Annotated in this window: 27 protein-coding genes; 9 read left to right on the forward strand and 18 right to left on the reverse strand. The window is 56.0% G+C overall.

From position 1 onward, the window contains the following. The first annotated feature begins 153 nt into the window (after positions 1-153). The 4 genes from IQ265_RS17915 (at position 154) to IQ265_RS17930 (ending at position 2,977) form a co-directional block, all read left to right on the forward strand. On the forward strand, positions 154-624 hold the full coding sequence (locus IQ265_RS17915) for an orange carotenoid protein N-terminal domain-containing protein (RefSeq protein WP_194056071.1): 471 nt from the start codon (positions 154-156) through the stop codon (positions 622-624). A 350-nt stretch (positions 625-974) separates the two neighbouring features. Further along, on the forward strand, positions 975-1,943 hold the full coding sequence (locus IQ265_RS17920; protein ID WP_194056072.1) for a sodium-dependent bicarbonate transport family permease: 969 nt from the start codon (positions 975-977) through the stop codon (positions 1,941-1,943). Positions 1,944-1,947: 4 nt separating this feature from the next. Continuing rightward, positions 1,948-2,259, forward strand: coding sequence for a P-II family nitrogen regulator (locus IQ265_RS17925; protein ID WP_194056073.1), 312 nt, complete (start codon positions 1,948-1,950; stop codon positions 2,257-2,259). 10 nt (positions 2,260-2,269) lie between these two features. Next, complete coding sequence (locus IQ265_RS17930; RefSeq protein WP_194056074.1) at positions 2,270-2,977, forward strand: carbonic anhydrase; 708 nt, start codon at positions 2,270-2,272, stop codon at positions 2,975-2,977. 105 nt (positions 2,978-3,082) lie between these two features. Here the strand turns inward: IQ265_RS17930 and IQ265_RS17935 are convergent, their stop codons facing one another. The 10 genes from IQ265_RS17935 to IQ265_RS17980 form a co-directional block, all read right to left on the reverse strand. Further along, entirely contained in the window at positions 3,083-4,594 is a 1,512-nt protein-coding gene (locus IQ265_RS17935; protein WP_194056075.1) for a GMC family oxidoreductase, read from the reverse strand. Between the two features lie 79 nt (positions 4,595-4,673). Beyond that, the gene (locus tag IQ265_RS17940; protein WP_194056076.1) at positions 4,674-5,009 is read right to left on the reverse strand and encodes a XisI protein; all 336 of its coding nucleotides are present in this window, start codon (positions 5,007-5,009) and stop codon (positions 4,674-4,676) included. Beyond that, complete coding sequence (locus IQ265_RS17945; RefSeq protein WP_194056358.1) at positions 4,997-5,413, reverse strand: XisH family protein; 417 nt, start codon at positions 5,411-5,413, stop codon at positions 4,997-4,999. The genes IQ265_RS17940 and IQ265_RS17945 overlap by 13 nt, the downstream gene beginning before the upstream one ends. Before the next feature lie 94 nt (positions 5,414-5,507). Next, on the reverse strand, positions 5,508-6,113 hold the full coding sequence (locus IQ265_RS17950) for a heme-copper oxidase subunit III (RefSeq protein ID WP_194056078.1): 606 nt from the start codon (positions 6,111-6,113) through the stop codon (positions 5,508-5,510). After that, positions 6,100-7,785 (reverse strand): cytochrome c oxidase subunit I, encoded by a 1,686-nt coding sequence (gene ctaD, locus IQ265_RS17955; protein WP_194056080.1) that lies wholly within the window; start codon positions 7,783-7,785, stop codon positions 6,100-6,102. The genes IQ265_RS17950 and ctaD overlap by 14 nt, the downstream gene beginning before the upstream one ends. Beyond that, positions 7,778-8,722 (reverse strand): cytochrome c oxidase subunit II, encoded by a 945-nt coding sequence (locus tag IQ265_RS17960; protein ID WP_194056082.1) that lies wholly within the window; start codon positions 8,720-8,722, stop codon positions 7,778-7,780. Before IQ265_RS17960 ends, ctaD begins: the two co-directional genes overlap by 8 nt. A 17-nt stretch (positions 8,723-8,739) precedes the next feature. Then, positions 8,740-9,324, reverse strand: coding sequence for a DUF2231 domain-containing protein (locus tag IQ265_RS17965; protein WP_194056084.1), 585 nt, complete (start codon positions 9,322-9,324; stop codon positions 8,740-8,742). Beyond that, the gene (locus IQ265_RS17970) at positions 9,324-9,821 is read right to left on the reverse strand and encodes a DUF2231 domain-containing protein (RefSeq protein ID WP_194056086.1); all 498 of its coding nucleotides are present in this window, start codon (positions 9,819-9,821) and stop codon (positions 9,324-9,326) included. The genes IQ265_RS17965 and IQ265_RS17970 overlap by 1 nt, the downstream gene beginning before the upstream one ends. A gap of 676 nt (positions 9,822-10,497) precedes the next feature. Further along, entirely contained in the window at positions 10,498-11,892 is a 1,395-nt protein-coding gene (locus tag IQ265_RS17975) for a proton extrusion protein PcxA (RefSeq protein ID WP_194056088.1), read from the reverse strand. 275 nt (positions 11,893-12,167) lie between these two features. Continuing rightward, positions 12,168-13,172 carry a glycoside hydrolase family 68 protein gene (locus tag IQ265_RS17980; RefSeq protein WP_228038065.1) on the reverse strand — a complete coding sequence of 335 codons (1,005 nt, stop codon included), beginning with the start codon at positions 13,170-13,172 and terminating at the stop codon, positions 12,168-12,170. A gap of 246 nt (positions 13,173-13,418) precedes the next feature. Here IQ265_RS17980 and IQ265_RS17985 point away from each other — a divergent pair, with 246 nt between their 5' ends. After that, the gene (locus IQ265_RS17985) at positions 13,419-13,775 is read left to right on the forward strand and encodes a hypothetical protein (protein ID WP_194056092.1); all 357 of its coding nucleotides are present in this window, start codon (positions 13,419-13,421) and stop codon (positions 13,773-13,775) included. A gap of 99 nt (positions 13,776-13,874) precedes the next feature. Here IQ265_RS17985 and cbiT read toward each other — a convergent pair whose 3' ends face one another. Continuing rightward, positions 13,875-14,474: a precorrin-6Y C5,15-methyltransferase subunit CbiT gene (cbiT, locus tag IQ265_RS17990; RefSeq protein ID WP_194056094.1), complete on the reverse strand. Its 600-nt coding sequence runs from the start codon at positions 14,472-14,474 to the stop codon at positions 13,875-13,877. A gap of 440 nt (positions 14,475-14,914) precedes the next feature. Between cbiT and IQ265_RS17995 the strand changes: the two genes are divergently transcribed. Together IQ265_RS17995 and IQ265_RS18000 are read left to right on the forward strand one after the other, a co-directional pair. Then, positions 14,915-16,684: a diguanylate cyclase gene (locus tag IQ265_RS17995; protein ID WP_194056096.1), complete on the forward strand. Its 1,770-nt coding sequence runs from the start codon at positions 14,915-14,917 to the stop codon at positions 16,682-16,684. Between the two features lie 279 nt (positions 16,685-16,963). Further along, complete coding sequence (locus IQ265_RS18000) at positions 16,964-17,386, forward strand: thioesterase family protein (protein ID WP_194056098.1); 423 nt, start codon at positions 16,964-16,966, stop codon at positions 17,384-17,386. A 9-nt stretch (positions 17,387-17,395) separates the two neighbouring features. Here IQ265_RS18000 and IQ265_RS18005 read toward each other — a convergent pair whose 3' ends face one another. Continuing rightward, positions 17,396-18,487 (reverse strand): ATP-binding protein, encoded by a 1,092-nt coding sequence (locus IQ265_RS18005; RefSeq protein ID WP_194056100.1) that lies wholly within the window; start codon positions 18,485-18,487, stop codon positions 17,396-17,398. A gap of 92 nt (positions 18,488-18,579) precedes the next feature. Between IQ265_RS18005 and IQ265_RS18010 the strand changes: the two genes are divergently transcribed. After that, positions 18,580-21,411 (forward strand): cation-translocating P-type ATPase, encoded by a 2,832-nt coding sequence (locus IQ265_RS18010; RefSeq protein ID WP_194056102.1) that lies wholly within the window; start codon positions 18,580-18,582, stop codon positions 21,409-21,411. Between the two features lie 23 nt (positions 21,412-21,434). After that, complete coding sequence (locus tag IQ265_RS18015) at positions 21,435-22,055, forward strand: exopolysaccharide biosynthesis protein (protein ID WP_194056103.1); 621 nt, start codon at positions 21,435-21,437, stop codon at positions 22,053-22,055. Between the two features lie 110 nt (positions 22,056-22,165). Here IQ265_RS18015 and IQ265_RS18020 read toward each other — a convergent pair whose 3' ends face one another. From IQ265_RS18020 to IQ265_RS18045, 6 genes are all read right to left on the reverse strand, one after another. Further along, the gene (locus IQ265_RS18020) at positions 22,166-23,110 is read right to left on the reverse strand and encodes a DUF1517 domain-containing protein (RefSeq protein ID WP_194056104.1); all 945 of its coding nucleotides are present in this window, start codon (positions 23,108-23,110) and stop codon (positions 22,166-22,168) included. A 242-nt stretch (positions 23,111-23,352) separates the two neighbouring features. Beyond that, a complete protein-coding gene (gene thiS / locus IQ265_RS18025; RefSeq protein WP_194056105.1) occupies positions 23,353-23,577 on the reverse strand; it encodes a sulfur carrier protein ThiS in 225 nt (74 codons plus the stop codon). A gap of 123 nt (positions 23,578-23,700) precedes the next feature. Next, positions 23,701-24,777 (reverse strand): thiamine phosphate synthase, encoded by a 1,077-nt coding sequence (locus IQ265_RS18030; protein ID WP_194056360.1) that lies wholly within the window; start codon positions 24,775-24,777, stop codon positions 23,701-23,703. Between the two features lie 94 nt (positions 24,778-24,871). Continuing rightward, a complete protein-coding gene (locus IQ265_RS18035) occupies positions 24,872-25,048 on the reverse strand; it encodes a hypothetical protein (protein ID WP_194056106.1) in 177 nt (58 codons plus the stop codon). 287 nt (positions 25,049-25,335) lie between these two features. Then, the gene (locus IQ265_RS18040; RefSeq protein WP_194056107.1) at positions 25,336-25,875 is read right to left on the reverse strand and encodes a tetratricopeptide repeat protein; all 540 of its coding nucleotides are present in this window, start codon (positions 25,873-25,875) and stop codon (positions 25,336-25,338) included. 45 nt (positions 25,876-25,920) lie between these two features. After that, positions 25,921-26,688, reverse strand: coding sequence for a transporter substrate-binding domain-containing protein (locus IQ265_RS18045; protein WP_194056108.1), 768 nt, complete (start codon positions 26,686-26,688; stop codon positions 25,921-25,923). Between the last annotated feature and the right edge of the window lie 116 nt (positions 26,689-26,804).

Raw genomic sequence — 26,804 nt, forward strand, 5'->3', positions numbered from 1 at the left:
CTGACGGACAACAATACCAGTTCCAGGTTGTTAAAGTTTGTAACGAAAGCGTTGAACGCTATATCTTTTTTAAGCCTTTCCTAAACTTATTATTTGGTCTGGAATAGGCTTTTGGAAAAAGCACAGCGCCAGAAACTTACACAGGAGGTCCTCATGACCTACTTAACCGTAGACGCCGTTAAAGAACCTTTGAATCAGTTCGAAAAGTTTGATGCTGATACTCAGCTAGCCCTGCTGTGGTATGGCTATCTCGACATCAAAGATCAGCTCCAGCCCAACCCCGACAACAAAACGGAAGGGATTGGCCAAGCGCTGTATAACCAGGTTGTTGTGCTGTCTAAAGATGACCAACTCCAGGCCCAGCGCGACATCGCCAACCGTGCTGATACCAACATCAGCAAAGAGTATGCGGCCCTTAGCCCTTCGGCCAAACTTGAGTTTTGGCTGCTGCTGGCCCAGGGTATGGAGTCGGGCGAAATCATCAATGTCCCCAACGACTACTCTCTGCCTGAGAACACCGAAGGGTTTGTCAGCCAAATTAAATCGCTAGACTTTGAACAACGGATCAACTTTACCCGCAATGCCGTCACCCACATGGGCCTAAAAAGCTCCAGCATCAGCTAACCGCAGGTGCTGTTGATGAGCATTAAGTAGACAATAAGCTGTTCATCAATAATTAGGTTTTAGGAGCTGACTCTTCAGGGGTTGGCTCCTTTTTCTGTTGCACAGTTCGTGTCCGATTCGGCTCTAAAAAGCCCGTAATATCGTGCTCCTGTAACCTGGTCAGTACCTTAGTAAGTTTTCAATCAACCGAAAGAATGACCGCTCTGCACCTTGGGCATTAGCAAAGATTTTATTGAAACCATTGACAGAAGGAAATTCAAGGCGATAATCAAGGGGCATAGGGCAATAATCGCTGACAGAATGCAAAGTTTTTTGAATTTTCGGCAATATCCGCAGCAGGAGGGATGGACGTGGACGCCAACTTGATCATGTCCAACATTTTGAATCCTCCGGTACTGTTTTTCTTTTTGGGAATGACGGCTGTATTGGTCAAGTCTGATTTAGAAATCCCACCGCCAATTCCTAAATTGTTTTCGCTCTATTTGCTCCTGGCAATTGGGTTTAAAGGAGGTGTCGAGCTAACTAAAAGCGGCATTAACCAGCAAGTCATTCTGACGATTTTGGCGGCCATCACTATGGCCTGTGTGGTACCGCTTTATACCTTTTTTATTCTGCGAATCAAGCTTGATACCTACGACTCGGCAGCGATCGCAGCCACCTATGGTTCCATCAGCGCCGTTACGTTCATTACGGCCAGCGCCTTTCTCACCGAGTTGGGCATGCCCTTCGATGGGTTTATGGTGGCCGCCCTAGCCCTGATGGAATCCCCCGCCATCATTGTCGGGCTAATTTTAGTGAATTTCTTTGCCAGGGATGAAAAGCGAGAGTTTGTCTGGTCTGAGGTATTGCGAGATGCCTTTTTGAATAGCTCAGTTTTTCTGCTGGTTGGTAGTTTACTCATTGGCGTACTGACCGGAGAACACGGTTGGGAAGTGTTATCGCCCTTTACCCAGCAGATGTTTTACGGCGTGCTGACCTTCTTTTTGCTCGATATGGGCCTAGTTGCCGCCCGACGCATTAAGGACCTGCAAAAGACTGGCGTGTTCCTGATTTCCTTTGCCATACTGATCCCCATATTCAATGCAGGGGTTGGACTGCTAATCGCCAGGGCAATCAACATGTCTCAGGGAAATGCCCTCCTATTTGCCGTGCTGTGCGCCAGCGCATCCTATATTGCGGTGCCCGCGGCCATGCGGTTAACCGTACCCGAAGCAAACCCTAGCCTGTACGTTTCGACAGCCCTAGCGGTGACGTTTCCGTTCAACATTATTGTCGGAATTCCGCTTTACCTATACGGCATTAACCTGTTATGGAGCTAAGCCCATGCATCTTGTCAAAAAAATTGAGATTATTGCTAACTCCTTTGAGCTAGCCAAAATTTTGGACAGCCTGAGAAAATCGGGCGTTCATGGCCATGCAGTCATTCGAAATGTAGAGGGCGAGGGGCTGCGCGGCGGCAGCGAAGACCTCGACATGACCATGGGCGACAACATTTACATCATTGCGTTTTGTATGCCCGATCAAATTAAAACCGTGGCCGAAAACGTGCGGCCTTTGCTCAACAAATTTGGGGGCACCTGTTACATCTCTGATGTGATGGAAATTCGCTCGGTAAAATGTGTCGCGTCGCTGTAGGGATGGAGTTATGGATCAGCAAAATGGAAGCGTCGGTCGCCGCCGGGTACTGGCCTTTGGGGGTGGACTGCTGGGGCTAGCGGCATTGGGGCCAGCTATCTGGCCAACCAAATCGGCGGCGGCAGCGTCTTTAGAGCCGTCATCCCTAAGCCCTGAGCAGGCTTTGAAACGTTTGTTAGACGGCAACCAACGGTTTACGGGGCACCATCTAGAGCATCCCGACCAGTCAGAGGAGCGCGTGTTAGAGCTAACTCAGGGCCAGCATCCCTTTGCGACAGTGCTCAGCTGCGCTGACTCGCGGGTAGCCGCCGAGATCGTTTTTGATCAGGGTCTGGGCGACATTTTTGACGTGCGGGTAGCAGGTAATATTGCCACGCCAGAGGTGGTGGGCAGCATTGAGTACGCGGTAGAACTGCTGGGTACACCCTTGCTGATGGTGCTGGGCCACGAGCGCTGCGGCGCGGTGACGGCGGCCGTCGAAAATGGCTCTCTGCCAGGTCAGATCGGTACGTTTGTCGACGCCATTTTGCCAGCGATCGCTCAGGTCAAAGGGCAGCCGGGCAATGCGGTAGACAACGCGGTGTCGGCCAACGTGCGCTACCAGATGGATCAGCTCATGCGATCGCAGTTAGTGCGCGATCGCCAGCAGTCGGGCCAACTCCAAGTGGTGGGTGCCCGCTATGACCTCGATACCGGCACAGTTACCTTAGTCACCTAGGGATAGAAATTTTATGATTTCCAGTTTTGTCGGTTAGGTATTCTGCCTGACCGTGGACAGCCGAGACGGCTATCCCACATTTAATCCATGCTCCTGAGCGGTTAATTATTTCAGCCGCTCCAGCAGGTGATCACCGACCCGTAGAGCGTTGGCGATCACCGTCAGGGCATTCCCTACGCTGGCGCTGGAGGGCATAAAGCTGCTGTCGACAACGTAGAGGTTGTCTAGCTCGTGGGCGCGGCAGTTGATATCCAGCACCGAGCTAGCCGGGTCGGTGCCCATGCGGCAGGTGCCGCACTGGTAAGCCATCACCGATAGGGGCACCTCGCCGCGCGGGTGCAGGCCCGATCGCGAGAACAGATTGCTGTCCTTTTCGACTGCTTTAAGCACGTCAAGCCAGCGGTACACCAGGCGATCGTGGGCCTCAGCATTGTTGGCGGTAAACGCTACCGAGAGTTTGCCGTCTTTGACCGTCACCCGGTTTTTGGGGTCGGGCAGCACCTCAGTCATGGCCCACCAGGCGATCGATCGCGTTGCCAGCTGCTTCAGCCCAAAGTTGGGCAAAAACTTGGTCACCAGCGAGAGCACCGGCGGCGACTCGGCAAAAATAGCGTCTTGCAGTACGCCACCCATATTTTGAATATGGCCCATGGGGTAGTCAAACTGGCGATCGCCCCAGTAGTAGTCATTCACCCCCACCGAGCGCGGAAACTTGCCGGAGTTGGGCTGGGCCGTCACCTCGACAATTGAGCTCATCTGCACCTTCATCAGGTTGCGGCCCACCTGGTCAGAGCGATTGGCCAACCCGTTAGGGTGCTTTTCGTTAGCCGATCGCAGCAGCAGGGCCGCTGAGTTAATCGCCCCGCAGGCCAGCACAACAATATCGGCCAAAAACAAGTAGGGCTGACCGTTAATAGTGGCCTGCACGCCCCTAGCTGCCGTCCCCGAAGGATTGGTCAAAACGCTCGTCACCTGGGCCGAGGTCTTGAGCGTAACATTGCCAAAATCTACTGCCGGGGCTACCCCAAACACCTCGGCATCGCCCGTGGGGTCATCCTCCCGCAGCGACAGCGACATGGGCAGCGGGTAGGGGTGACAGCCATGCTGAGCGATGCCGTCTACCACGGGCTGAATGGTTGAATTGTGGGCGATCGCCGGGTAGGCAAAATCATCGCTGCGGGGCGGCTCTGTTGGGTCTACGCCACTCTGGCCATGCACCTGGTACATCGCCTCAGCCTCACTGTAGTAAGGCTCAAAATCGCTGTACTTGAGGCACCACTCAGGCGAAGTGCCGTCCTGGTGGTTCACCGTTTCAAAGTCTCTTTCCCGCATCCGCTGCAGAGCCGCCCCGTAGATTTTGGTGTTGCCGCCGATTGCATACTTCATCTGCGGCGTAAACGGCTCCCCATTCTCGTCGTACCACTGCTCGGGGGCGTGGTAGCGCTGCTTCTGAAAAATATCCACATCGCTGATGTTTTGCTCCTCCAGGGGCATGGCATCGCCCCGCTCCAGCAGCAAAATTTGCTTGCCCGACGATGCCAGTTTGCGAGCCAGAGTACCACCCCCGGCTCCGGTGCCGACAATGATTACGTCGTAGTGCTGGTCATCGATAATCATGGCAGAATCCTCACTGGGGGCTAGGAGAATAAACTGGTCTACGATCGGGGCTGGATTGAGAAGGCGCAGTACACCGCTGCTATGCTACTGCAAACCCTGTGTGGGGTCTAACCGAAGGTTCTTGAAATCCGAGGACAATGTCTGTTTCAGGTATTCCTGCCGCCACCAGTTCGGTGGCGATGCCGTCCTCAGTACCGTCGCGTTGTACCCAAACTTTGCCATTACGAATTTCAATATGAATCAGACAGCCGTGGTGGTGGCGTTGGCCATTCCAGCCCTCAGAGAGAATGATGTATTGGTCAGTGTCAGCATCAAAGGCGGCAAGATTGCGGACATCGACATTGGCGTAGGCGAGATGGGTGTAGGGGCTCAAAACTGCGCGAATGATTTGGCGGTAGCCGTCTAAGGTATCCATCGAGTGATTAGCTCCTGCTCAGGGTTAAACGACACGAGTTTTATAACGTTTCGCTCTAAAAGCATTTTGCCAATTTCTTCTTCAAACAAATCGAGATACACCGCTTCTCGAATCGCTAAGTACAGGGTTCGATCTGGTTCGGTAAGACTCAAGGCATTCTGGTAAAGAACGAACTGGCCTAGGGCATTTTCTAAATCACGGATTTCCGAAGGGCCAACAAAGCTTTTAATTTCAACAGCAATTTTGTCTGAGCCTTTCTGCGCCGCCAGCAGCTTTTCAGCACCCAGGTCAATAAATAAGTCTTTTTTCCCTATGCGTAAACTCAAAGGATCTTGGGTAACTGTCCATCCATCTTTAATTAGGGCAGATTTGACTGCATTGTGGTAAATATCCTTTGCAGGCATAAGGGCTTTTATCAATACGAAGGCTTGAGTAGATCCCAGGGTTCTGGGGGCAAGCTGAGAAAGCACAGGAAAACCTTGGTTCTCGGAGAACGCCCTACTGCCACACATAGATCAAGATAAACAGAATAATCCAGATGACGTCTACAAAGTGCCAGAACAAAGAAGTTGCTTCTACGCCAAATTCGCCACCTGCATAGTTGTTGGGCAAAAACGATCGCCCCAGCATAATGCCCTGAAGGAGCACGCCGGTCATGACGTGCAGGCCGTGGAAGCCGGTCAGCAGGTAGAAGGTGCCGCCAAACACGCCGTCGGTAAAGCCAAAGGGCAGCCCCATCCACTCCACCGCCTGGCCGTACAAAAAGAAGCTGCCCATGGCCATAGTCAACAGCCAAAGGGCACGAAAGCCCCAGAGATTTTCGTTGCGCAAAAACCGCTCGGCGAAGTAGATCACAAAGCTGCTCGACACTAGCACAATGGTATTAATTAGCGGTTCGCGCACCTCCAGGCCCTCAACCCCAGCGGGCAGCCAGTCGGTAATGTTGGTTTTGTAGACGGTGTAGCCCACAAAGAAGCTCAGAAAAATCACGCTTTCTGATAGCAAAAAGACGATGAAACCAAACATACGGTGGTCTTCTTCTTCGTGCTCAGCGGCGTGGGTACCGTGGGTATTGAGGGTGGGGTCTAGGTTAGCGGTGCTCACTGTTTAACTCTCCAGCAGGGTTGTTGGCAACTAGGGGTTCGTAGGAGCCGTAGCCGTAGGGGCCAGACACCACAATCGGAATTTCTTCAAAGTTTTCGACCGGTGGCGGCGACGGAATCAGCCACTCCAGGCCGATCGCATTCCAGGGGTTGGCCGCGGCTCGCTTGCCCAGTATCCACGAACTGATCATGTTGAGAATAAAGGGCAGGGTCGATACACCCAGCAAAAAGCCGCCCAGACTGGCGATCACGTTCCAGTAGGCGAACTCAGGGTCGTAGGAAGCCACTCGTCGGGGCATACCCATCAGCCCCAGGGGATGCATGGGAAAAAAGTTGAGGTTGACGCCGATAAAGGTGAGGGCAAAGTGCAGCTTGCCCAGGCCCTCATAGTACATGTGGCCCGTCATTTTGGGGAACCAGTGATAAATGGCGGCGTAGACCCCCATTACCGCAGCGCCATAGATCACGTAGTGGAAGTGGCCCACCACAAAGTAGGTGTTGTTGACGTGAATGTCGAAGGGCACGGCCCCCAGCATAACGCCAGTAATGCCCGCGAACAAAAAACAGACCAGGCCGCCCAGGGCAAACAGCATGGGCGTGTCGAGCCGCAGCTTGCCGCCCCACACCGTGGCTACCCAGGCGAAAACCTTCACCCCGGTAGGCACCGAGATCAGCATGGTGGAGAACATAAACAGCATCCGCATCCAGCTGGGGGTGCCGCTGGCAAACATATGGTGTACCCACACCATGGCGCTAAGCACGGTGATGATGACCGAGGAGACAACGACAAACCTGTAGCCAAACAGGGGTTTACGGGCGTAAACCGGAAAAACTTCCGAGAATGTGCCAAAGATTGGCAGAATAATCACGTAGACCGCTGGGTGAGAGTAAAACCAGAAAAAGTGCTGATACAGCACCGGGTCGCCGCCTCTGGCCGGGTCAAAGAAGCTGGTGCCCGCCGTTAGATCGAGCAGCAGCATGACGGCCCCTGCCGTCAACGAGGGCAGCCCAAACAGCTGAATCATCTGGGCGCTGAGCACCGTCCAGCAGAAGGCGGGCATTCTGAACCAGCCCATGCCCGGTGCCCGCATGCGAAAGATGGTGGTGACGAAGTTGACCGCCCCCATAATCGACGACACCCCCGAGAGGGCCACCGCCAGCAGCCACAGCACCTGACCATTGATCAGATTGCCGGTAGGATTTTGCAAACTGACCGGAGGGTAAGCCCACCAGCCCGACTGCGACGGCCCGCCAGGCACGAAAAAGCTGGCCATCAGCAGGGTGCCAAACACCGGCACCAGCCAGAAGGCGGCGGCATTTAGCCGGGGAAAGGCCATATCCCGCGCCCCAATCATTAGCGGCACCAGGTAGTTGGATAGGCCGTTGAGCACCGGAAACGTCCACATGAACAGCATGATGGTGCCGTGCATGGTGAACAGGGCGTTGTAGACGGTGCGATCGACCAGGTCCGCCTCGGGGGTGATCAGCTCGCCCCGCATCACCATGGCCAGCAGCCCGCCGATTAGAAAGAATACAAAGGCGGTGACGATGTACTGAATGCCGATCACCTTGTGGTCGGTGCTGAAGGTGAAAAAGCGCTGCCAGTTGTTGGGCGCACCGGGGAAGGGCTGACCGCTCTTGGCGGCGATCGCCTCTATCGACGCATTACTCATAGCTACTGTCCTCAGCGCTGGCGTAGTTGACACGGGGGGGCGGGGCGGGGGCGACGGTTTTCCAGCCCATGCTAATCGGGCGTTCCTCAGCCCTGCTGAACTCACGAAAGGCGCGATTCTCGGCCACAGTGAGGGGCTGGGCGGCGGCATCGGCTAGCCACTGCTGGTAGGCCTCCGCCGACTCGATTACCACGGTGCCCTGGTTGGCGGCAAAGTAGGTGCCGCTGTAGTCTGAGTCGCGCAGCCGGTAGCGCCCCTCGCGAATGGGGGTAAAGCCAAAATCGATGCTGCTGCCGGGGATCACGTCCTGCTTAATGCGAAAGGCGGGAATATAAAACCCGTGCAGCACATCCTCAGAGGTCAGCACCAGCCTGGCTCGCTCGTTGACGGGTAGGTGCAGCTCGGTGCTGGTGATGTTTTGATCGGGGTAGTAAAATTCCCAAGCCCACTGGCGCGCGTGGACTTCGATTGGAGTTTTCTCGGGTACCGCAGGCAGGGTGGCGGCCTCCGCTGGAGGCATCAGGCCCAGGCTGGGCACGTGGTTCATGTGCTCCATGGGGCCGAGAATGGCCATTTTGTCGTAGATTTGGTAGCTGTAGGCGGCAATCCAGATCACCAGCCCCAGCGGAATGGTAGTCCAGAGAATTTCAACCAGCAGGTTGCCCTCGATCGCGGGGCCGTCGCTGGTGTCGTACTTGTCGGCCCGCTGAAACAGTACCGCTACCAGCAGGGCAGTGGTGACGCCGATAAAGATAAAGCTGCCAATGGTAGTCAAAAAGCCAAATAGATCGTCGACCAGTACGGCCTCGGCTGAGGCCTGGGGGGGCATCCAGAGGTAGGCCTGGCGTCCGACCCAGAGACTGATGAGGGCATCGGCGATCGCCAGGGCGACCAGCAGAGCAACGGTGCGCGGTGAAAGGCTGTGTTGTGTCGTCATATCCCGATGGTTGTCCTCTAGAGCTGGTTAGGGCTGTCGCCCGATCGCAGCAGTTGATCCGCCGTCACATGGACTCCAAAATCACCTCCCAAATGCGCTCCCAGCGTACCCTGGGCAAACATCAGCGCAAAAACTACTAGGCCCACCAGCAAATAGCTCCACTGCACCTGTCGGGCCCGGTCTTGCCGCCATACATAGCGCTGAAATCCTCGCCACACGGTCATAACCACAATCAAGGTCAGAATCAGTACGCCCCCCAAACCGTGCCAGACCATGGTGTCTTTAATGCCTAGCCCCCAGGAGCTGACCCCTTCGACCGACATATCTGCCAGCAGAATTTCGTAAAAACCAGCGGCCACGGTAAAAAAGGTAACGATCGCGGCGGCCAGCATGTTGTACCAGCCCACATCAAACAAGTTAGAGCGGGTGGCCGGAATCGCCAGAAACTTAAACACCCGTTTTTCTAACGGAAATAGTGCCCCTACGATATCAAAGCCGACCGCCACAATAAACAGACCGAGCGTCAAATGCACCAGGTTAGGGTGAATAGGAATGCTGTAGGGCAAGTTGTTAGCACCCGCAGCGATAACAAAACCAATCATTACAGCAACCCTCCCCGGGTAGCTTCTACCACCGGCTCGCTGTGCAGCCCGTAAACCCACACCAGCTTGTCGCCCAAGTAAACCTGAAACAGAACGATCGCAAATAGCAGACCGTTTAGGCTTAGGTAAGCCGCAGGTAGCTTTTCAGGCGTACGAATGCGAATAATGTAGCGCCAACCCGTCAGGGCCGCAATGATGCCCGAGAGTGACCAGCCAATCAGGGTGTGCAAGTTGAGATCGCCAACTGCTGCGGCGTAGGGTTCGGCCAAACCGGCTTCGATCTGACCAAAGATAATGGCGATGAAGATGGACACGGTGGCGAATACCATATTCCACCAGCTGACCTCAAACAGGCGAGAGTTTTTGGTCAAAAAGCCAATCAGGTCGCAGACGACGGCAAACAGCACCATGGCAATGACGAAGTGCACCACAATGGGGTGAATGGTGTCGGGGTAGGGCAGGTTGTGGTTGTTGAGGGGGGGCAAGTACTCAAACACGGTAATATCCTGAGAATTTAGGGCCTGAGAGTTTAGGGGCTAACAGGGCTGAGGAGAGCAAATAGTATGGGTTTGAGGCTCTAGTCGCCCGGCCAGGAGTAGCCAGAGCCTACCGAGGGGTGGCCTGAGCATAACAAGCTACTGTTTATAGGGTAGGTATCACAGCTATCAATAGCTAGTGCCATCCTAGATCTGGGCAGATTCTCTCACTGGTGAGGCGGGAATCGAGTTTAGTTTTATGAAATGTTAATTCGTGCTGAGAGAATAGTGCTCTGCCTATTGGTAGGGTGTTGGGCTTCATGCCGCCGTAGGGGCAAATGGCATTTGCCCAGATAACTCGCAGGCAATTGATATTTATCTCTACGGTATTTCTGAAGGTAGGGTTAAATGCCATTCGTCCAAGGTGACTTGTAGGGAGTGCGGCGCACAATTGGGTTCAAAAGCCAGATTCGCTGCTGGGGCCATTTCGCAGGCCCCAGACCCCCGTCGACAAGGACGTTCCGTCGTCCTTGACCTCACGGAAAGGACTGGCCGATCATCGGTTTAAACGTCTGTTCTGCGAATGTGCCTTTAAGGAACTGCAATCAGCCGCTTTTCTGCCCATCCAGCTTCCTCACCCACCCATCTACTCATCCACCCATCTACTCATCCACCCACCCGCCTACCCATCCACTCGCTACTCGTTCATGGTCTTGTAGGTGGCGACTGCGGACGGAGAGATGCGGTTGAGGTAGCGGAAAATCCAGTATTTGAAGATGGTGTCGAGGATGACGGGGAAGGTGGCGATAAAGAGGAAGATGAAGTCGCGGTTGGCAGGGAGGCCGAGGTGGCGGGAGAGGCCTTCTAGCAGGATCTCCCAGCCGTGGGGGGAGTGAAAGCCGACGAAGGTGTCGGTAAAGAGAATAATGATAAAGGCTTTGGCGCTGTCGCTGAGGCCGTAGACAATTTCATCCATGAAGGATTTGACGTTGGCAACGTCCTGGCGGCGGTAGATGAGCAGCAGGGCAAAGGCGATCGCAGCCAAGATGTCGGCAAATACGTTTTTGACGGCGCTGGCGCTGCGATCGCGGTAGTCTTCCTCAATCTCGCTGGCTTTGGTGCGCACTCGCTGCTCAATGTTGAGTTCTGATAGGGGGGGGGCTTTGCCGATCAGCACTTCAAAGCGCAGCCGTTCCTCGAACTGCTGTAGCTCGTGGAGGGCTTCTTCTTCCATTTCGATATTGAGAAAGACTTCGGCCTCTTCGCCCCCGGCCCGGATTCGATCAACAATTGGCCCAACAATAAAGGCTTTGGTAAACTGCTGGGTCAGCAGCGGCACAATCACCAGCAGCAGCACAAAGCGAATCGCCGCGGTGGTTTTTGATTTGGAGTTGCGAAACTCTTTCACCACCTCCTGCTCGGCGTTGGGGTCAAGGTCTTGGCGGATGCGATCGACGGTGCGCAAAATCGATCGGGGCAGCACGTTAACGCGATCGGAGAGGCCTGCTGCCCGCGTACCGTCGGGGTTGAGGGGGTTGGCAACAGGGGATTTGGCCCCATTCTGGCTGGCTAAATTTGCCCCGCCGCTCCGGGCCTGGTTGGCTTTAGATCGCAGCACCTGGGCCGAGGGGGCTGGTTCCAGACTGCCGTTGCCCCCGTTGGCGAGGGTGATCACCCGCTCAGGGTTGGCATCCAGATTGGCGTAGCGGGCCAGCACTTCATCCACTAGGCGCAGCTTGCGAAAAAACATCGCCTGCTGGTCAATCACATTGACGGCCAGTTCGTCGGCCTCAGAAGCGGGCAAATCTACTTCCATAACGCGCGATTCGCTGACCCGCACGATGGATCGGCTGGCCCGAAATTCGGCCATTCGCACCTTGATCAAGTTCAGGTATTTTCTCAACTCGCCCTGAAAATACTCCATGGCGCTGTCGCCGTAGCTGCCGTAGCGAGTCGAGATGGGGTTGCCACCAAAGTACTCACGCTCGATCGCCACAATCATTTGAGCGGCTTCGTAGGCCTGGTTGAGGGCGCGCTCGGGGGTGCGAAACAACCACCGCTGAGCGCTGCGAAAAAAGCCGGAGTTCTGCATTGGGTGGGGTGCTGGCGCAGGGATTCCCAGATCCTACTATAGTCAGCTGGGCTGAGTGGGGGGTGAGCAAGGGGAKKSAGSKGKGMKGRGTGNGGGGGTGTAGACGTGGGAGTGGCTTCCCGCTCCTGATGAGATGGGCATCTTGCCTGTTCTAATTGGACAGCCAAGACAGCCATCCCACAAAACCACAGGTATTTTCTAAAGCCTTTAGGTTGCTGCGCTTACGCCCTACCCCCATTCATGCCGTCATTTAGCAACGCTCAAAATCGCGATCGCTAGATCACAATCACCACATCAGAGAAATCGCGGTCCATTGATTCAAACTTGGTTTTAATACCGCTGCGGCGAATGCCTCCCGCTTGACTATCGAAGCCAATGATTTCGCCGTCTAGCTCAGGAACGATGCGGCAGGCGTAGAGATTTTGATCCTCGGACAGTAGAACCTGAAAGTTTGGGCTAGATGGAGAAAACGTAAGCCCGCTTTGCGTTGCACCTAAGAGATCTGGAATGGTTTGCCCCTGAAAGCCACCTTGGCCATTTGTGGTCGGCGCAAAATCGTATTTTGCCCAGGTTGAAAACACAAGTTCATGACTACCCTGGGGATGTTTGTAAAGCTGCGGCACTTCCATTTCGGCGTAACAACCGGGCTGTGATGCGGGGGCCAGGTACTCCCATGCGCTCTTGCCACTGACGGCATTGGGGAAGTCTTGATCGGCGACTTGCAAGACCGCGATCGCGCCATTGTGGCCTATAGAACCGTCGGATAGTTTAGCTGAGATCAGCATGTAAGCTTGGTTCTGCTCTGGCAACCGAAACACAAACGGATCGCGCCAAGCGTGGAAGGTTAAATCGCCGCTCAGGCTCTTGGTTTGGTACACAGAGCCTGGCTTAATTTGTGTGTCGAGAACCTGCCACTGGGTAGACCATAAATCGTCTGTGTAGGCAACACCGATACTCTGCGTCAGGCCGTCATCTTGACTGCCGTCACGGGAGGTATAGAACATTAAATAGCCGTTTTTAACTTCAATGACATCGCCGCTCCAAATCGAGGTGTTTGCCCAGTGGTCTGGGGACGGCTTGAGAATGCTAAAACTGTCTTCGTCGCCCCAATCAATACTGTCAAAATCTGGGGTGGTCGCATGGCCTACGGCAGAGGCAAAGTGATGCTGGCTAGAGGAAACCAAGGCCCTATCGGCATTTAGATAAAAAATGTGAAAGAGCTTGGCTTTGCGATCGAAGTGGTACCAAAAATCCCATACGTGGCGGCTGGGATGCAGCATTGAATGAGGCATTCTAAGGTTGGAATCATAGACAACTTTGCCTTGAGTTTAGCAACAGGTCTGATGCGGCGATCGCCAAGGTTTTATCCTCTTCTGCCCCAGCAAATTGGGGGCAGCCTGCCACCGCTAAAACCGCCGCGTAAACCCCTACCTAAAATACCGTAGAATCCTCTCACAACCTTGCTTCTAGGGATTCTGCCAGCTATTTATCATAGGAATATAACGGTAGTAGACGTAGTTAGCAGTATGAAGATTCAGTCGTCGGTATTGGTACATTTAGGCTTTGGCAAATATGTGCGATCGGACCAGGTGACATCGCTTCAGCCAGTCGAGGAAGAGCGCGGACCAGGACGACGAACCTTTGTGTATCTAGAAGGGCACACCGACCCGGTTGTGGCATCTCGGGCAGAAGACACCATCGTGCGCGATCTAGTGCAGGAGCCGCGAGAAGTCATTCAGTCGCGGCAGCAGCAGGAGATTTTGACCGACCTGCTCGAGGATTTGTCGAAGGTCAACTCGACGGTGCGCCGCATCAGCCGCGACGAGGGCGGACTCGACCTCGACCAGCTAGAGCGCCGGATTCAGAGAGTGCTAGAAGCCTAGTTTTTGCGGATTCCGTAACCTATCTGCGATTTGTGGGTCGGTTCTGGTGGCTCCCGGCGGAGCACACCAGGTTTCAAGGCGCATTGCTCAAACAAGGCATCACTCGTATTTTTCGCCGCTGAGAATGAAGATTGGGTCCACGGCTGTAAACACCTGGTAGTTGCCCTTGGTTTCCAATCGGTTGACGGCGGGCTGGGCAGCTTCGATATTGCGCACGCGCAGGTGGGCGAAGGTCTCTGACACCACGTAGAGGGTTTCGAGGTTGCCCGCTGTCACCACCACTCGTCCCAGCGACGGCAGGTAGTCCCAGGCGGCCAGCAAAATCTCTCTAAGGTTGCGGCCCCCTTCCACAAAGATGCAGTCGGGGTGGTGGGGCAGTTTGCCCAGGCAGTCGGGGGCGCTGCCTTGAATCACCTGCACGTTGGAGAGACCAAAGCGATCGCAGTTGCGCCGTACCAGCTCAGCTACATCCTCGTCGCGCTCGACCGCCACCACCTTGCCCGCCGGAATCATCAGCGCCGCCTCGATCGCCAGGGTGCCGGTGCCCGCGCCAATATCCCACAGCACATCTTTGGGTTTGAGCCGCAGGTAGCCCAGCAGCAGCAGCCGCACCTCCCGACTGCTGAGGGGAATGCCAGGCAGTTGCTCAAACAAATGGTCGGGAATGCCGGGGGTGGCATAGGGCCAGAGTTTCGCCATAAAATTGCCGAGAATAGCGCTGGTTCTATTCTAGGGTGGTCACGCCAGAGGGACGATTCTCCCTACTCTTGCCAACGGCGGGCCACTACTTGTATCACCATCCACACAAAGACACAATTGGGTACACAAGCGCCTTAACAAAGCCGTTGCTTACAATTATGAAGAGAATCTACGCGCTCATTACCCATTAATGATGAGGTGGGTATACTAAATTTCTCGCACCCAAACGCTTCCATAAGGCATTAGGCTGACATTTTTCAACCCAATCGATCTCCGCAGTGATATTAGGATGACAAATTTCGGCCTAACTACCCCTACAAAAATATGGGGCGAGTTTCCCCTTGATCAGGATTAACCTACATGGGAGTAGTGCTCAAGTGCCATTATAAAATGTGGCTCATCCGAACTCGTAAAGCACTTTCTTAACAAAAACAAATAAAATGTGGTTTGTTGAATGGCTTCACTATTTCAAACATCGTTTTTCTCGGGTTCCTAGTCGCCGTCAACTGCAGGCTCAGGTAGAGGCTTATCAGCAAACACTTCAAAGTCGTGAAAAGCAGCAGCAATCTCTGTATCGAGTAATCAGCAAAATTCGAGCCTCTTTAGATCTAGATGTTATTTTTCAAACAACGACCAAAGAGACCTGCAAGCTGTTGCGAACCGATCGAATAGCGGTCTACCGTTTTGATGATAATTGGGGCGGAGAATTCGTTCATGATTTTGAATTCTCAGAGCCCAGTTGGGATGAGGTTTGGGATCAAAAGACTGTTTGGGATGACACCTACCTGCAAGACCACAAAGGAGGACGCTATGCCCGCAACGAGCCCTTTTTTATAGATGATGTCCACAACTGCACCCTGTCCCAGTGCCATCTCGACATCTTAATTCAGTATCATATTAACTCTTTTGCCACAGCTCCTATTTTTGTAGGCCAGAAGCTGTGGGGTATTTTGGGAGCCTACCAGCATTTTGGGCCTCGACACTGGACAGAGCTGGAGATTCAATTTCTGTCTCAAGTTGCTACCCAGCTTGGGTTTGCCGTCAAACAAGCCAATCTACTGGCCCAGGCCCATCAAAAGGCCCAAGAGATTCAGGCTATTAGCGATCAGCAAGAAATTTTGCTAAATCTTATCGCTGAAATTCGAGAATCCTTGGATTTAGATGTTTTATTCAAAACTACTGTTAAAGAAGTGCGAAAGGTTTTGAGAACCGATCGCGTCGGTATTTTTCAGTTTGAAGCTGGTAGCCACTACTGCACTGGGGAGTTTGTGGCAGAGAATGTTTTACCCGAATATGACTCAGCGATCGCCGTTCGAATCCAAGATCGATGTTTTGGTGAACGGTACGCTGTTAACTATCAAAAGGGGCGAATGCAGGTTTTAAGCGACGTTTATAGCGCTAACCTGTCTGATTGTCATATCTCAATTCTCGAAAAATTTCAGGTCAAGGCTCAAATCATCATACCGCTGACGCAGCGCGGTGTTTTGTGGGGTTTGCTGTGTATTCATCAGTGCCGTGGCCCACGGGATTGGATAGCCTCCGATCTGCAGTTTGTTCGTCAACTCGCGGCCCAATTTACCGTTGCCTTAGAACATGCCTCTATGCTGGCTCAGATCAAAAGTCAGGCTGACCAGCTGACCCAAACGGTGCGATCGCTAGAAGTAGTCAATAGCCAACTCGAACAGCTCAGCCATTTAGATGCTTTGACCCAAGTTCCCAATCGGCGGTACTTTAACAGCAAACTTGAGCAGGAGTGGACCAGATTACAGCGGAATCAGCAGCCCCTTGCCCTGATCATGATCGATGTTGACTACTTCAAACGCTTCAACGACGGGTTTGGTCATCTAGCGGGCGATCGCTGTCTCCAGTCGATTGCCCAAGCGGTTAAAGATGTTCTTCAACGGCCGGTAGACGAACTGTGCCGCTACGGCGGCGAAGAATTTGCCGTCATTTTGCCGGAGACCGATCACCAGGGGGCAACCCACATTGTTAGAAACATTCAGCAAGCGGTCCAAAAACTAGCGATCTCAGTGCCAGAACCTTTTCCCCCACCAACACCGTTTGTCACAGTCAGCCTGGGTATCGCCGTCCAAGTTCCAAATTCTGAGAGTACGATTCATAACCTAATTGATCAAGCTGATGAAGCTCTTTATATAGCAAAAAGAAAGGGGCGAAATACCTGGGTTGTCTATGCTGAGAAGAGCCGCTGAGAAGAGCCAACGATGCTCGTTTCGATGTTTCGACAGCGGCCCTACTGCAAACGGTAGGGTTGATGGGTTGTGACTAAGGGTATGCCCATCCGTTGCAAAGGTATAGCAGTCAGGCCTTGACCTAGCTCCGTTTCTGGCCTGCGGCTCACTTTAGATGCGATCGCCACCGCCCAGCAAATTTCCCCACGTTCTAATAGCGATTTCACCAGTCTGGTGTAGCTTGGGTAGTACATTAGCCATCACTGAACAACACTGCCCTCCCGTCCATTCGGCCACTCTATGAAAGCCTTCTACCACCGTGAGTTTGTTGTGCCGACTGAGGTTGTCGACGGTAACGGCCATGTCAACAACGTCGCCTACGTGCAGTGGATGCAGGACGTCGCGATCGCCCACGCCACCAGCGTCGGCTGCACCGCCGAAACCAGGACTCTGGGGGCCACCTGGGTCGCCAGGTCGCACCAGATTACCTACCTGCGCCCCGCCTTTGGGGGCGATCGCCTGCGCCTCACCACCTGGGTCACCACCCTGCGCAAAGCCCGCAGCACTCGTCAGTACAAATTTTTGCGCCTCAGCGACGAGGCCGTGCTCGCCACTGGTGCCACCGAGTGGGTGTTCGTCGATGCCGTTAGCCATCGCCCCCGCACCATTCCCGCCTCGGTATCGGGCTGCTTTGAGTTGGTAACCACCACCGAAGATTTGTAAGCCAACCCCCTATCGCAGCCGCTGCCGGAGCCAAAAATCGAGCAGCGGTAGCGCAATTCGGTAGCCAAACTGAGGGCCGTAGATCAGGCCCTTTTGCTCCAGACTGGTGAGCGCGCCCTGCAGGCCGCCGCCGCGAGAGAGCTGGTGTTTTTTAATATAGGCGCTGGACTGGGGGCTATCGGTGGGGTCAAGGGCCAGACTTTCGAGCACGCGGGCCTGGGTGGGGGGCAGCAGCAGCAGCAGCGCTTCGAAGACAACCGCCATATCCTGCGCCAGGCCCAGCATAGTGCTGTGCACCTGGTGCGCCTGAATCAGCTCTGGCGTTGGCGAGGCGATCGCACTGCAGTTTAGCCAGAGGCGCTGGGCCAGGGTAATGGCATCTTTCATGTGACCCTGAACGTAACTGAGAAATAGCTCCAGGGCCTGGCTTTCGGGGTCAAACTTGAGGCCTGCCGTGGCCATGGTGCTAATGGTCCAGGGTTGAAGGTCGCGATCGCTGAGGGGAGTGAGCGCAATCACCGGGAGCTGGCTGGCAGTCATCCAGGGTTCGGCCACTGTGGCAATCAAAGCGTAGCTAACCCGGCTCTGGTGCTCAATCTCCCGGCGCAGATAACTTTCCCATCGGCCCTGCCGATCCCACGAGCGAATGTGGGGAAAGTTGTGAAACATAATCACCACCTGACAATCGAGCCATTCCGCCAGGTATTGGGGCAGCGCCAGCAAGCCCTCAAACAGGGGCCATTCTTTGCCCAGGGTTTTGGGCCAGACCAGCCGCGCCTCAGAACCCAAGGTGGAATCGACGCTCAGGGGCTGATTCAGGCTCCACTGCTGAATTTGGGCAATTTCTTTCGGCTCTGAGAACGCACCTACAATACCGTCGGCCAAAAAACGCAGAAACTGACCCGCATTTCGGCAACGCAGCAGATCGATTTCGAGGCAGCGCGATTTTTCCTGGCGGGCAGCATTGCGAATCAGAGTGCGGCGACCAATGCCCGGTACTCCGACCACCACAAAATCGCTGTCTCGACGCAGCAGGGCGCAGACCTGATCCAGCTCGCTTTCTCGACAAATCAGCGACTGGGGCACAAACGGATTGAGCATCGTAACGGCGTAGCACTATTTTTTAGTGCTATAAATGAGGGCTAGGCACTCTCGAATAGTAGCACTCGATTTTTTTGAGGTAAATTCTAACCGTGGCCCACAGTACTCTCCCCAGCAAAAGCGCTGCCGCCCCTGCGCCTACTACCCTCTGGCACACCCTCAACCCTGAACAGGCGATCGCGCTGTTAGAAAGCAGCCCCCAGGGGCTAAGCCCCAGCGAAGCTGAGCATCGGCAGCAGGTCTACGGCCCCAACGAGCTTCAGGAGGGAGCCACCCGCAGCCCCTGGGAAATTTTGTGGGACCAGTTCAAAAACATCATGCTGCTGATGCTGATCGCGGTGGCCCTGGTGTCGCTGGTGCTCGATCTGCGAGAGGGGGGCTTTCCCAAGGATGCGATCGCGATCTTTGCCATTGTGCTGCTCAACGGTCTGCTGGGCTACCTGCAGGAGAGCAAAGCCGAAAAAGCCCTGGCCGCCCTCAAAAACATGACCTCCCCCCGAGTGCGCACCCTTCGTCAGGGCCAGGAGCAAGAAATTGACGCCAAAGCCCTGGTGCCGGGCGACGTTGTGCTGATTGAAGCAGGGGTACAGGTGCCCGCCGATGGCCGCCTGCTGAGCGCTGCCAATTTGCAGGTGCGCGAAGCCGCCCTGACCGGCGAAGCCGAGGCGGTGATTAAGCAGCCAGAGCTGCTTCTAGAGGAAGAGTCTGCCATAGGCGATCGCCTCAACCTGGTCTATCAGGGCACCGAAGTGCTGCAAGGGCGCGGCACCGTGCTGGTTACCCAAACGGGCATGACCACCGAGCTAGGCCGCATTGCTACCCTGATTCAGTCAGTAGAGTCTAAGCCTACGCCCCTACAGCAGCGCATGGCCCAGCTGGGCAACGTGCTGGTAACCGGGTCCCTGGTGCTGGTGGCTCTGGTGGTAGCGGCGGGGCTGCTGCGCACCGGCGATCTCAGCCTGTTTGACGAGCTGCTAGAAGTCTCCCTCAGCATGGCGGTCGCCGTGGTGCCAGAAGGCCTACCCGCCGTGATCACCGTTACCCTGGCCCTGGGCACCCAGCGCATGGTGCGCCGCCACGCCCTGATTCGCAAACTGCCGGCGGTAGAAACCCTAGGCTCCGTCACCACCATCTGCTCCGACAAAACCGGCACCCTGACTCAAAACAAGATGGTGGTGCAGCAGGTCAAGACCGTAGATCACCAGTACGAGGTCACGGGCGAAGGCTATGCCCCCGTGGGGAACCTGTTAGAAAACGGGACGGCAATCGCCCCCCAGGCCGACCCGGCCCTCCAGGCCTTGCTGATGGCCTGCGCCCTGTGCAACGATGCCACCCTCAGCCAGTCCGGCAGCATTTGGACCCTGCTGGGCGACCCCACCGAGGGTGCCCTACTGGCGGTGGCGGGCAAAGGTGGGTTTGATCAAGCGACGCTGGGGCAGCAGAGCGATCGCATCGGCGAGGTGCCCTTTACCTCAGAGCGCAAGCGCATGAGCGTTGTGGTGCAGGCCCGTGCCGCCTGGCCCCTAGCCCCCCAGGTCTTGTTCACCAAAGGTTCCGCCGAACTGGTGCTAGAACGCTGTAGCACCAGCCAGGGCGAGGGGCAGCCCGAACCGCTTACCGAGGCCCAGCGGCAGGCTATTCTGGCCCAAAACGACGCCATGGCCGCCAGCGGCCTGCGGGTGCTGGGCCTCGCGATGAAGCCCACAAACGTAGTCAACCCCAGCGGCAATCTAGAACCCGAGGAGCAAAACCTGATCTGGCTGGGTCTGGTGGGCATGCTCGATGCCCCCCGCCCCGAAGTACGCGACGCCGTAATCGACTGTCGGCGGGCCGGTATTCGCCCGGTAATGATTACCGGCGACCACCCGCTGACCGCTAGGGCGATCGCCGAAACCCTAGGCATTGCCCAACCCGGCGACACCATTCTGACCGGGCGCGAGCTGAGCCACCTCTCCCCCGAGGAACTGGAGCGCACCGTTCCCCAGGTCAGCGTCTACGCCCGTGTCGCCCCCGAGCACAAGCTCCGCATTGTGCAGGCGCTGCAAAAGCAAGGCGAATTTGTTGCCATGACCGGCGACGGCGTCAACGATGCCCCCGCCCTCAAGCAGGCCGACATTGGCATTGCCATGGGCATTACCGGCACCGACGTTAGCAAAGAGGCCAGCGATATGGTGCTGCTCGACGACAACTTTGCCACCATCGTCGCCGCCACCGAAGAGGGCCGCGTGGTCTACGACAACATCCGCCGCTTCATCAAATACATTCTGGGCAGCAACATTGGCGAAGTGCTCACCATCGCCGCCGCCCCCATCATGGGCCTGGGCGGCGTGCCCCTCAGCCCGCTGCAAATTCTATGGATGAACCTGGTCACCGACGGCGTGCCCGCCCTGGCCCTGGCCATGGAGCCTGCCGAACCTAACGTCATGCGGCGTCCGCCCCACAACCCGCGCGAGAGCATTTTTGCCCGCGGCCTCGGCTCCTACATGGTGCGGGTGGGCATTTTGCTGGCGGTGCTCACCATTGGGCTGATGGGCTGGGCCTACCGCTATACCACCGCCCCCGGCTACCCCGGCCACCCCGACACCTGGAAGACTATGGTATTCACTACCCTGTGCCTAGCCCAGATGGGCCACGCCCTAGCGGCCCGCTCAGACACCCGCTTAACAGCCCAGCTCAATCCTTTGTCAAATCCTTACGTGTGGGGTGCGGTTTTGCTCACCACTGGACTGCAGGTGTTGTTACTGTACGTTTCCCCCCTGGCGCAGTTTTTTGGGCTGCATCCGCTATCGGCGGTAGAACTGGCCATTTGCTTTGGTTTCAGCGCTCTGATGTTTGCCTGGCTAGAGGCCGAAAAACTGGTGATTCAGCTGAATTTACAGCGCAAGCAGCCAGGCTTGCCCAATGGGTCTAAACACGTGCTCTAATCCCGCTTAATTTTCTCACCCCTATGGATTCTGACTCTCCCCAGCCCCGCTTTTCCCAGGAGATCAAAGCCCTGCTAGAGCGCATTGCCCAGCAGCCGCTGACCCTGGCCCACGTACTCAGTGAAACCGCCGAGCGGGGCTTTTGCCTGGTGATTGGGCTGCTAGTGCTGCCGTTTTTGTTCCCGATGCCGCCGGGGTTTACCACCATTTTGGGGTCGGCCTGCCTGCTGCTGTCGCTGCAGATGGCGGTAGGGCGGCGATCGCCCTGGCTGCCCCGTCGAGTAGCTCAGTTTCAGTTCCCGGCGGTGCTGGCCAAAACCGTGCTGAGCAACCTAAAGCGGGTGACGCGGGTGACCGAACGGTTTGTGCGGCCCCGATTGCCTGGGCTAGCCAATAACCGCTCAGTTTGGCACATCAATGGCGTCTGCATTAGCTGGCTGACCCTGTTGCTGATGAGCCCGATCCCTATGACTAATCCCATCCCCACCGTCGGCATTTTGATCTTTGTGGTGGCCACCCTCGAAGCCGACGGGGTGATGATGATTTTTGGCTACGTGGCCACGGGGCTAATTACCGGCACCTTTGGCCTGGCGGGATATTTGCTGTGGCGATCGCCCGAACTTCTCCAAAACTGGTTTCGTTGAGCTTGGCCGGTGGCTTCGACTCCGCTCAGCCACCGGCTACCGCAGACTCCTAAAGAAAGGCCCCTTGTTAACCAAGGGGCCTTTTTCATAGCGCTTGTAATTCAAAGGATCTAAATCAGCTTCAGCTCTGGGTACTGAGCGATCAGCTCATCACCGCTTAGGGTTTCCCCCGACTGCTGCGGCGTCCAGAGCACTTCCACGGCCAGTAGGTTTTCGCCAGAGACCGCACCGATTTGGCTAAGCGCCTGACGCAGGTCAGCGGAGGAGTAGATATCGGGCAGATCGAGCTTGCCCTGGGTCGCCACAACGACGGTAGCCAAAATGTACTCCCCAGGAGCCTGGTCAGCGTCACCCGGCAGCTTCGCTTGAATTTCAGCCTGGGTGAGCTGGTTGTTGACGTTGGAAAGCGTTTCGGCGCTAAACCGGCTGCGGGCCGAGAGCGTGTAGCGGTTAAACTCTTGCTCGGCGCTGAGCAGGAGGGTTTGCTTGTCTTCGCTGGTGGCATAGGCCCAGTAGTCGGGGTGGCGCAGCAGAGCCAGGGTAGTCTCCTGCAGCAGTTTGGCTAAGCCCTGGGAGGTGCCCGTGTCGGCAGTGGTTGCCAGTCGGTTGAGGTCGTCTTGCAAACCGCGAGCCTCGGCCAACAGGCCCACCTGCAGTTTGGCGATCGATACGGGAGGGTTGCTGCCGCCCGTGGCCGCATAATCGTAGTCGTCGCCAGCGGTTGCGCCCCTCAGGCCGCGCACCACCACATTGGCGATCGCAATAAAGATCAGCAGGGTGAACAGGCCACCAAACCCGCCCCCAATGCCAATGAAGGGAAACAAGAAGGGAAAGCCAAAGCCACCGCCAGGGTAGTAGCCACCGCCGCCGGGAGCATAGGTGCGAGGGGTAGGGCTCATGCGAGGGGCAGGGGCCCGAAAGCTACCGCCACCGATTCGTCCACCCGCAGCAGCCCAGGCACCATCGGCGGTACCAAAGACCAAAACCACGGCCAAGACGACAGCCATCAGAGGCTTAAGAAACGGCTTTAGGCGTTGAAAGAATTGTTTAACCATCGAGTACAACCGAAGTGCTAACGTGGGTGTTTTATGTCTTTAATTTAACGCGAAGTGCCCTGGCTGCCGTTGCCAAAAGACGTAAATTAATGGCGGAAAGCCGTACTAAAAGCTGCTAGGGGCCGTTATCAACTGTCCGTCCCATAGCTTCGAATCAGAGGACATCAGCCCCTAGCTTATTGGTTGGGTCAGCCGTGGCAAGCTAACTCTTCAGGCTTTTGGGCCAGAATTGATGACCCGCCCTATCCGCCGCCTACGATGGTAACAATCTCCAGCTTGTCATTGGGACGCAGACGAGTAGACTCCCACAGCTGCCGGTGAAGAATTTCACCGTTGTACTCCACCGCCACTAGGCGTGGGTTGAGGCCCAAAGACTCTAGGAACACAGGTAACAACGTGCCAGCCCGGCACGATTGCGATTCTCCATTGACCAGAACGGAAAAGGTATCGGCACTGGGGTCAAACATGGCACAGAAAGGGAAGGGAGAAAAGTTAGGGTTGGGGGTCAGGAACGGCCTAAGGCCCGAAACTCAGCGCCTTAAACCTTATGCTTCAAGACCATTGATCGCCTCCCACAGGCAGGGTTAGGGTTAACCAACGGGTGCTGCGACCGTGTGAAAGGTGTGGCGGTGGTTAGTTTGAGCAACGAAATACTGGGCAATGAGGGTGGGGTTTTCGGCCTCAATAATGGCCCGCACGACCGCTACTCGCTCAGCCCCAACCTGGAGCACTTCGCTCAAGTTTTCGGTGTTAATGCCGCCGATCGCGTACCAGGGCACCGTGGCATGCTCGGCGGCGTAGCGCACGTACTCCAGACCAGCAGCGGCTTTACCAGGTTTGGTTGGGGTCGCGTACACGGGGCCAACGCCAATGTAATCAGCCCCTTCGGCGATCGCGCACTGCATCTCGTCGGGGTTGGTGGTCGAGCGGCCAATGATCCGCTGGCTGCCCAGAAGCTGACGGGCCGTGGCGATGGGTAAGTCGGTTTGCCCCAGGTGCACACCGTCGGCCTCGACGGCCAGGGCCAAATCGACGCGATCGTTGACCAAAAACAGGGCTCCGTAGCGGTGACACAGGTCCTTAAGCTGTTGAGCCAGCTCTAGTCGCAGGTGGTCATCGGTGTGCTTGTCGCGGTACTGCACCAGGGCAATGCCCCCCTGCAGCGCCGCCTCAACGATGGGCAGCAGGCGATCGCTGGGGGACGTTACCAGGTAGGTCAGCCCCTGGTGCAGTCGCTGTAGTCGGTGCCCGCCCAAGATTTCGCTTTCCAGGGTGTAAACCTGGTAGCGCATGGCCTTGGCCCCCGCTGCCAGGTCGGCACGGTAGAGCTTGCCATATTCCTCGAGAGCCCGCAGCGCCTCCTGCACCCGGCAAAAATTGGCCTGCAGCACCGCTGTAATGCTGGCGCGTTCAGCCTCTTGGGGGTGGGTGAGGGCTGTGCCAGGGTCGCCGGGGGTGTCGCGGCACAAACGCAGCTCGGGGGCGTGCCACTGAGCCAAGGTTTGCCGCAACTGCTTAAACCGCTCTGTTTGGCCCGAGTTGTTTAGCCCAAAGCGGCACCATTCTTCAATAATTCGCAGCCCCTCCCTTGCTCGATCCAGGTTGGCATCGAGAATGCGGTAGACGGCAGCATCGGCTCGGCTGGGCAGCCCGGTCAACTCCGGCATAAAAACGGCACTAGACAGAACCCCCACATCCTACCAGGCAGGGGGGATATCAGGCAGAGTTAGGCAAGAGAGCCACTGAGGGGCCTCTATAAAGCTACTTTTGCTGCTGCAAAATCTGCTGAATACCTTCTACAGCAGGGTCAGACCGCCAGGTATCAAAGGCCTTCCAACCAATAAAAGCAACCGCTGCTAGGGCCGCGATCGCCACCAGGGTCGAGAAAAACTGCGATCCAAAATCACTAGAGTCGTCGAGGCGCATAAACCACTCCATGAGCAACAATAACAGTCAAAAAGCGGTAGATTCACGGGTATAGCTAGTCACTCCTAATGGAGTGACCATTAATCTCTATATACCCCATAAGCAGCGGTTTTAGGTCATGGGCTCATAGCCAATGGCTAAAATCCCAGGGTGCATCCATCACTTCTCGCTACAGCCCTGCTCCCATCAGCATTGCCACGCCCGACCCAGCCAAACAGGCCAGGGGCTGTAACCGCTAAATTTTCAGGTCAGCAGCAGTGAATTGTTGACAGCCCCTAGTGCCTATCACGGCATCGCCGCTACTTTCCAGGCGACGGAGCTAGGCGCTTTTTGAGTGAGTCGGCGCGACGACGGGAGGTCGCGTTTTTAGGCTCTAGGGACAGAGCCGTTTCATACATCTCCAGGGCCTGAGCTGTGAGCTGCTTACGTTCGTAGCTGTGGCCCAAATTGTTGAGGGCGGTGACGTACTCAGGCGATATTTTCAGCGCTTCTTTATAGTTGCGAATGGCCAGGTCGTACTGCTCCTGGGCAAAGTAGGAGTAGCCCAGGGCATTGTAAATTACGGCGGCGTTTTCGGCTTCGTCATCGCCCAGCTGTTTGAGGGCCTGCTGCAGGTACAGGGCGGCCTGGGTGTAGAGCTTTTTGTCGAGCAGCAGACTGCCCAGCTCGTAGTATTCCTGAGCGGTGCCCTTTTCTTTAGTCAGGCGCGACTGCAGCCGCGACAGGGTACCCTCAATGCGGCGGGTCTTGAGCACCTGGCGCACGACAAAAAAGGCGGCAACGCTCAGCAAGGCCAGCAGAATACCCAGGTATATAAGGAGCAGGTTGCTGTTTTCCATCCGGTCTTCGTTTCGCTCTTGAGGTCTAAACCTATCTTGCCATGGCTAGGGCAACCCCCAAAAGGTTGCTCGATCTTCTAGCCAACCATTTTGGTGCCACTGAACCACGGTTTCATGAATTAAAGTGCGCAGGCCGGTGTACTGGGTGCCCTTGGGCAGCGCGATCGCCAGCGGCTCCGCCGAGAGCAGACTGGGCAGCAGGTAATAGCCCTCGTAGTCTTGCTGCCAGCCCGCCAGCACCGTTACATCTCCGGCAAAGCCGTCAATTTGGCCGCTGCTGAGGCGGCTGAGGGCCTCCTGATAGCTCTGCAGGGGGGTCAGAGGGTTAAGGGGCAGCAGATAGCGCACTACTGCTACAGTACTTGTTCCCTGCAAAACCCCTAGCCGTCGCCGCTGCAGGTCTTCTAGGCGCTGATACTGAGGGTCGCGCACCAGTATGCCGACCCCATCTAGGTAGTAGGGCGGGCTAAAGCTGACCAAACGCTGCCGCCCCGTGGTCTGGGTCACCCCGGCGATCGCGACATCGACCCGGTCTTCGAGTACCGCCGACAGGCGATCGCGGTTGGGCACCACCCTAAACTCAACGGCGGTCGGGTCAGCAAAAATTGCCGTGGCCAAACCCCGAGCGATATCGATTTCAAGGCCTACCAGCTCACCGTCGCGATCGCGAAAGCTCAGCGGTCGCCAGCTCTCCCGCACACCCACAACCAAATGTCCACGGGCGCGAATTGTATCTAAATCCGCAGCAAAAACTGGGAGCACAGCCATCTGCGCTCCCAGTACCAAACCAAACCCAAGCCAGTTCCATGCCATGGTGCTGCCGCGTTACGCTACGACCGCCCCTACTAAGCCAGATCCAAGGCGAGAAGCAGAGTTTTGCCGATGGGAAAACTCCAGATCCCAAGCTGGACTTGGCATAACGTCTAGGG

Source organism: Nodosilinea sp. LEGE 06152 (genome assembly GCF_015207525.1).
In the GTDB taxonomy this organism is placed as follows: Bacteria; Cyanobacteriota; Cyanobacteriia; order Phormidesmidales; family Phormidesmidaceae; genus Nodosilinea.